The 6,254-nt window shown below is 56.1% G+C and carries 9 protein-coding genes; 4 read left to right on the top strand and 5 right to left on the bottom strand.

Going from position 1 to position 6,254, the window contains the following annotated elements:
- Positions 1–439, bottom strand: a 439-nt coding sequence (locus tag RTY00_RS18035) for a flavoprotein (protein WP_312665344.1), incomplete at its 3' end; no start/stop codon positions are given.
- A 185-nt stretch (positions 440–624) separates the two neighbouring features.
- On the opposite strand from RTY00_RS18035, the gene radC reads away from it, so the two are divergent.
- The 4 genes from radC (at position 625) to mutM (ending at position 2,819) form a co-directional block, all read left to right on the top strand.
- Entirely contained in the window at positions 625–1,281 is a 657-nt protein-coding gene (gene radC, locus RTY00_RS18030) for a RadC family protein (protein WP_256697844.1), read from the top strand.
- Positions 1,282–1,524: 243 nt separating this feature from the next.
- Positions 1,525–1,761: a 50S ribosomal protein L28 gene (rpmB, locus tag RTY00_RS18025; RefSeq protein WP_007885297.1), complete on the top strand. Its 237-nt coding sequence runs from the start codon at positions 1,525–1,527 to the stop codon at positions 1,759–1,761.
- Between the two features lie 11 nt (positions 1,762–1,772).
- On the top strand, positions 1,773–1,940 hold the full coding sequence (gene rpmG / locus RTY00_RS18020; protein ID WP_001051798.1) for a 50S ribosomal protein L33: 168 nt from the start codon (positions 1,773–1,775) through the stop codon (positions 1,938–1,940).
- A 69-nt stretch (positions 1,941–2,009) separates the two neighbouring features.
- A complete protein-coding gene (mutM, locus tag RTY00_RS18015) occupies positions 2,010–2,819 on the top strand; it encodes a bifunctional DNA-formamidopyrimidine glycosylase/DNA-(apurinic or apyrimidinic site) lyase (protein WP_154183186.1) in 810 nt (269 codons plus the stop codon).
- 1 nt (position 2,820) lies between these two features.
- Here mutM and coaD read toward each other — a convergent pair whose 3' ends face one another.
- From coaD to RTY00_RS17995, 4 genes are all read right to left on the bottom strand, one after another.
- Entirely contained in the window at positions 2,821–3,306 is a 486-nt protein-coding gene (gene coaD, locus RTY00_RS18010; RefSeq protein ID WP_008109737.1) for a pantetheine-phosphate adenylyltransferase, read from the bottom strand.
- Positions 3,303–4,079: a glycosyltransferase family 2 protein gene (locus tag RTY00_RS18005; RefSeq protein WP_312665342.1), complete on the bottom strand. Its 777-nt coding sequence runs from the start codon at positions 4,077–4,079 to the stop codon at positions 3,303–3,305. The genes coaD and RTY00_RS18005 overlap by 4 nt, the downstream gene beginning before the upstream one ends.
- Before the next feature lie 3 nt (positions 4,080–4,082).
- The gene (gene waaA / locus RTY00_RS18000) at positions 4,083–5,357 is read right to left on the bottom strand and encodes a lipid IV(A) 3-deoxy-D-manno-octulosonic acid transferase (protein ID WP_008109734.1); all 1,275 of its coding nucleotides are present in this window, start codon (positions 5,355–5,357) and stop codon (positions 4,083–4,085) included.
- Between the two features lie 85 nt (positions 5,358–5,442).
- A partial coding sequence (locus RTY00_RS17995) for a glycosyltransferase family 4 protein (protein WP_312665341.1) occupies positions 5,443–6,254 on the bottom strand: 812 nt, incomplete at its 5' end.

The raw sequence follows: 6,254 nt of genomic DNA, 5'->3' as shown, positions 1-6,254 counted from the left end.
CGCCGTGCTGCTGCAGACGCTGCAGGTTCTCTTGCGTGATCGCCGCGCGGTACATCTGCTGATTCATGGCCGGGACGATGGCAACGGGCGCGGCGCTTGCCAGACACGCGGTGGTGACCAAATCATTCGCCATACCGGCCGTCATGCGGGCAATCAGATCGGCGGTTGCCGGCGCCAGCACAATCAAATCAGCCCATTTCGCCAGTTCAATATGGCCCATCGCCGCTTCCGCCGCCGGATCGAGCAAATCATCAAATACCGGATAACCGGAAACCGCCTGCAGGCTCAGCGGGGTAATAAAAGCTTTGGCCGCTTCGGTCATCATTACGCGCACATCAGCGCCGCGATCGCGCAGCCGACGCACCAGCTCCGGCGCTTTATACGCAGCGATGCCGCCGCTCACGCCCAGCAGAATTTTCTTTCCGGCTAATCCCGTCATGTTGTTCGCCTCAAAGCAGATTGCCGCGTCAGGGGCGGCAGATGCAGGCAACTTTATCACAAAATCCACAGTGCGCCTTTTCACTGCCTGCGGCCTTTGCGAGGCGGCTCTGAAATCGTTCAATGCGTGCTGGCGCTGAATGTGGCTGACGCGCAGAATCGCCGCAACGCAGGGAGAAGATGGTCATGACGGAACTGGCACCACGGGAAAAACTGATGTTAATGGGCGCCGAAGTGCTAAGTGATGCTGAGCTGCTGGCGATTTTTTTGCGCACCGGCATCAGCGGCACCAGCGTGCTGCTGTTGGCGCATCAGATGCTGAACGAGTTTGGTTCGCTCTATCGCATTATGACGGCCAGTAAAGAGGAACTCGGGCAGATTAAAGGTGTGGGCAGCGCCAAAATGACGCAGCTGTATGCTATAGCCGAGCTGGGAAGACGGTTTTTTGCCAGCCAGCTGGCGCGGGAGAACGTGATGGAGAATCCACAGGTGACGCGTCATTACCTGCAAAGCGTGCTGGCGCATCAGGAGCGCGAAGTGTTTATGGCGCTGTTCCTTGATAACCAACACCGCGTGTTGCAGGCGCAGAAGATGTTTTCCGGCACGATTGCCAGCGTGGAAGTTCATCCACGCGAAATCGTGCGCGAAGCGCTGAAACTCAACGCGGCAGCGGTGATTCTGGCGCACAATCATCCGTCGGGCATCGCTGAACCCAGCCGCGCCGATCGCGAGATTACCGGAAAAGTAGGACAAGCCTGTGCGCTGCTCAATATCCGTTTACTTGATCATTTGGTGATCGGTCACGGCGAGTTTACCTCTTTCGCCGAGCGCGGTTGGTTGTAATTCATCGATTCAACTGAACAGAAATAGGGCATTTTTGCGCGATCCAGAGGGATCTTTATCTGTTCGGGACTTGAGCACTCGGGCTGAGCGGCGTATACTACGCCACCTTTGAGAATCTCGGGTTTGGCGTTTGGGCCAGCTTAGCGGGTTCACATGGAACTCGCCTGGGCGGGCTAAGGCCTGACGAGGCGGCCAAAACCTAGTTTTTAAAGCTCGAGCTGATTTGATTTTTGGAGAATAGAAATGTCACGAGTCTGCCAGGTAACTGGAAAGCGTCCGGTAACGGGTAACAACCGTTCCCACGCAATGAACGCGACGAAACGCCGTTTCCTGCCGAACCTGCACTCTCACCGTTTCTGGGTTGAGAGCGAAAAGCGCTTCGTTACTCTGCGTGTATCTGCTAAAGGTATGCGTGTTATTGATAAAAAGGGCATCGATACGGTTCTGACCGAAATCCGCGCCCGTGGTGAGAAGTACTAAGGAACTGAATCATGGCTAAAGGTATTCGTGAGAAGATCAAGCTGGTTTCCTCTGCTGGTACAGGTCACTTCTATACCACCACGAAGAACAAGCGTACTAAACCAGAGAAATTAGAACTGAAAAAGTTCGATCCGGTTGTACGTCAGCACGTGATCTACAAAGAAGCTAAAATTAAGTAATTTTAGTGTTCTGTGAAAAACCCGGCTTCGGCCGGGTTTTTTGTTTCTGCGATTCGTTGAGGAGATGAGATGCCTGAATTACCTGAGGTAGAAACCAGTCGTCGCGGTATCGAACCCCATATGGTGGGTGCCACGATTCTGCATGCAGTGGTGCGCAATCCACGTTTGCGCTGGCCGGTCTCGCATGAAATCCACGCGCTGAGTGATCAACCCGTATTGAGCGTGCAGCGTCGCGCTAAATATCTGCTGCTCGAACTGCCGCATGGCTGGATCATCATTCACCTCGGCATGTCCGGCAGCTTGCGTGTGCTACCCGGCGAACAACCGGCCGCCAAACATGACCACGTCGATTTGGTGATGAGCAACGGCAAAGTGCTGCGCTACACCGATCCACGTCGCTTTGGCGCCTGGCTGTGGAGCAATGACCTTGCAGGCAGCAGCGTGCTGGCGCATCTCGGTCCGGAACCGCTCAGCAACGAATTTGATGGCGCTTATCTGTTTGAAAAGTCGCGTGGCAAACGCACCGTGATTAAACAGTGGCTGATGGATAACAAAGTGGTGGTAGGCGTCGGGAACATCTACGCCAGCGAATCGCTGTTTACCGCCGGGATCTTGCCCGATCGTTCGGCGATGAGTTTGAGTCAGGAAGAGGCGGAACTGCTGGTTAACACCATCAAAGCGGTGTTGTTACGCTCGATTGAGCAGGGCGGCACCACGCTGCGTGATTTCCTGCAAACTGACGGTAAGCCAGGCTACTTTGCGCAAGAGCTGCAGGTTTATGGCCGCGCCGGTGAACCTTGTCGCGCCTGCGGTACACCGATTGTCAGCGGCAAGCATGGCCAGCGCAGCACCTTCTGGTGTCCACGCTGCCAGCACTGAGTTAAGGCTGCGCCAGTCGCGCAAGTAACGCCTTATGCACCACGGCAGGCAGAAATGCCTGCACGTCACCGGCGTGGCGCGCCACTTCTTTGACCAGTGAAGAAGAGACGAACGAGAAACCTTCTGACGGCATCAGAAACACGCTTTCCAGCGTGGGCAACAGATGTCGATTCATCTGCGCCAGCTGCAGCTCATATTCGAAATCCGACACCGCACGCAATCCACGTACCAGCACATTGGCATTCTGCGCCTGGGCAAAGTTCGCCATCAAGTCACTAAACCCGATTACTTCGACATTCGGCAGATGTGCCGTCACCTGACGCGCCATATCCACGCGCTCATCCAGAGTGAACAGCGGCTTTTTACTCGGGCTGGCGGCAATCGCCACGACGATGCGGTCAAACATCTTCGCTGCGCGCGTCACAATATCCAGATGGCCCAAGGTAAAGGGATCAAAGGTGCCGGGATAAATCGCTTTGGTACTCATACGCGACCTTGTGTTGAGGTGTGATGCAGCGCCCAAAGCGCCGAGTATTTGTTGAAAGTGTATTGCGCGTTAACCACTGCCAGAATCCAGCCCTGTTTGCCATCAAGAAAACCGGCGCGCAGCAGCAGCGTTTTAACGAATGCGCCAAGCGTATGGCTAAAGATCGAGAACAAGCCGCAGCGTTTGCCGCGCTGGAAACGCTCATTTGCCCAGGCTTCTGCATAGTTCATCTGCTTACGCTGAAACGCAATCAGGTCGCGACAGGTGAGATGTTGCAGATCGCCCGCCAGCTTCACTACCGGCGCACCTTGCGTCTCCAGTGATTCGTGTACCAAATTGTCGTTGTAATTGAGCTTGCGCGGATAAAGACGCATGACGCGGTCGGGATACCAGCCGCTGTGGCGCATAAAGCGGCCGAGAAACAGATTGCTGCGGCCAAGGCTGTAAACGTTGTCCGATGCGGGCTGCGCGAGAACCTGCTCGATAGCGCGACGCAGTTCAGGCGTCACACGCTCGTCGGCATCGATCATCAAAATCATTTCACCTTGCGCATGGGCCTGCGCGCGCTGGCGCTGCTTGCCAAATCCCTGCCAGCCTTCAGCCTGGAACACCTGCGCGCCCTGTTCGCGAGCCACCTGCATCGTGTTATCGCTGCTGCCGGAATCCAGCACCACAATCTCATCTGCCCAACTGACAGAAGCCAGCGCCTCCGGCAGCAGTTCAGCTTCGTTTTTGGCGATCATCACCACGGAGAGACGTTGGCGTTGCGACATGAATTAGTGTGCTCGCGGCGGTAAGTGAGGTTCGAGTAACTGTAGCAGACGCTGTAATGCGCCCTGATTTTGATGCAGCACTTCCACAGCATGACGGCCGTAATAGCGGCGATAATCGTCATCCTGCAGCAGGTTAGCGACCTCTTTCTGCAGTGATACCACGTCAGTGACGGTAATCAGCCCTTCGGCTTGCTGCAGCTTGGCGCAGATATCTTTGAAGTTCCAGATGTGCGGGCCCATCAGCACCGGAATGGCATGCGCTGCCGGTTCCAGCGGGTTGTGACCGCCGCGCTCGACCAGGCTGCCGCCCACAAATGCAAGGTCGGCGATGCCGTACAGCATCATCAACTCGCCCATGGTGTCGCCAATCACCACTTGCGTGGAGCTGGAAGGGATCTCGCCGCTGCTGCGCAGGGTAAAGCTGAAGCCACGTTTTTGCGTCAGGTCGCAGGCATCTTTGAAACGTTCCGGATGGCGTGGCACCAAAATCAGCAACAGATCGGGGAACTGTTGCAGCAGGCGACGATGCGCATCGAGCACAATCGCTTCTTCACCTTCGTGGGTGCTGGTGGCGATCCACACCGGACGACGCGATGCCCACTGACGACGCAGCGTGACGGCTTTTGCCGCCAGTTCTGGCGTCACGGAGATATCAAATTTTAGGCTGCCGGTAACGGTGAGATGCGAACGCTTCAGGCCAAGGCTGAGGAAACGGTCGCCATCTTCGGCGTTTTGCGCGGCAATCAGCGTGATGCGCTGCAGCAAGTCACGCATAAAGCCGCCGAGCTTTTTGTAGCCTTTGGCCGAGCGCTCCGACAGGCGCGCATTGGCAATCACCAGCGGAATCTTGCGCTGATGCAGAATGCGGATAATGTTTGGCCACAGCTCGGTTTCCATGATGATCACCAGGCGTGGATCGACGGTATCAAGGAAACGGTTGATGGAACCTGGCAGGTCGTACGGCAGGTAAACGTGGTGCACATCTTTGCCAAACGCTGACTGCGCACGTTCGGAGCCGGTTGGCGTCATGGTGGTGACAGTAATCGGCAGCGTCGGATAGCGGTGACGCAGCGCGCGCACCAGCGGCACCGCCGCCAGCGTCTCGCCGACGGAAACCGAGTGCAACACAATGCCATGCGGCAGCACTTTTCCAGTGCAATAGCCGTAGCGTTCTGCCCAACGTTTACGATAGGCCGGTGCTTTTCGACCGCGCAGCCACAGGCGCAGCCAGATTAGTGGCTGAATCAGATAGAGCAAGGCTGTGTATAGAGTCGTCATAGTTACCGTTACGACAGAATCGCGTCAAAAAACAGAGGAAAGGCGGCATGTTATCAGAAATTAACCGCCTGCTCATACCACTTCGTCAGCGGGTCTGCAGCACTTGCTGATACAGCGAGGTCAGCGCTTGCGCCAGCCGCTGCGGGCCATAAGGTTCAACTCTGCGACGTGCGGCTTCGCCCATGGCAGGATTGTGTGAAAGCGGCGGTGTTGCTTTTACGGCTTCGTTTAACGCTTTGATATCTAATGCATCGCAGACAAAACCTTCCTGACCTGCAGTGATAAACTCCGCGCCGCCGCAGCCGGTGCTGGTGATCACCGCCAAACCGCAGGCCATCGCTTCCAGCACCACATTCGGGAAGGGATCATAAAGCGTGGGCAGCAGCAGCGCATCGGCTGCATGGTAGAACGGTTGCACATCCTGCTGTACGCCAACAAAGCGTAAGCGATCGAGGCAATTCAGCTGGTTTGCCAGCTGCTGATAGCGCGACAACTGCTTATCCTGGCCGACCACCACCAGATAACGATCGCTTTTCGCTACCGCTTCAATCGCCGCCTTCAATCCTTTGCGCTCAAAGCCCGAACCTACGTAAATCATTACTGTGGCATCTTGCGGCAGTTTGAGCTGCTGGCGTGCCGCATGGCGCAGCGCTTCGCTGGCTGGCTGGAAGCGTTGGCTATCAATGGCGTTATGAATCACATGAATCTTGCGGGCATCAAGCGTGAAGTGACGCAAAATATCCTGCTTTACCATCTCTGAATTACAGATCACCGCTTTCAACGACGGCGCGTTGAACATGTCGGCTTCTGCCTGCAACACGTACCGGTGATAAGGACTGAATTGGGCACTTAAGCGCTGCCACGGCGACACGATGCGCGCGCGCTGCTCCAGCCAAA

Origin of the sequence: Pantoea sp. CTOTU49201, from assembly GCF_032054795.1 — a bacterium.
GTDB classification, from domain to species: Bacteria; Pseudomonadota; Gammaproteobacteria; order Enterobacterales; family Enterobacteriaceae; genus Pantoea; species Pantoea symbiotica.
This window is presented reverse-complemented; position numbering and strand designations above follow the sequence as displayed.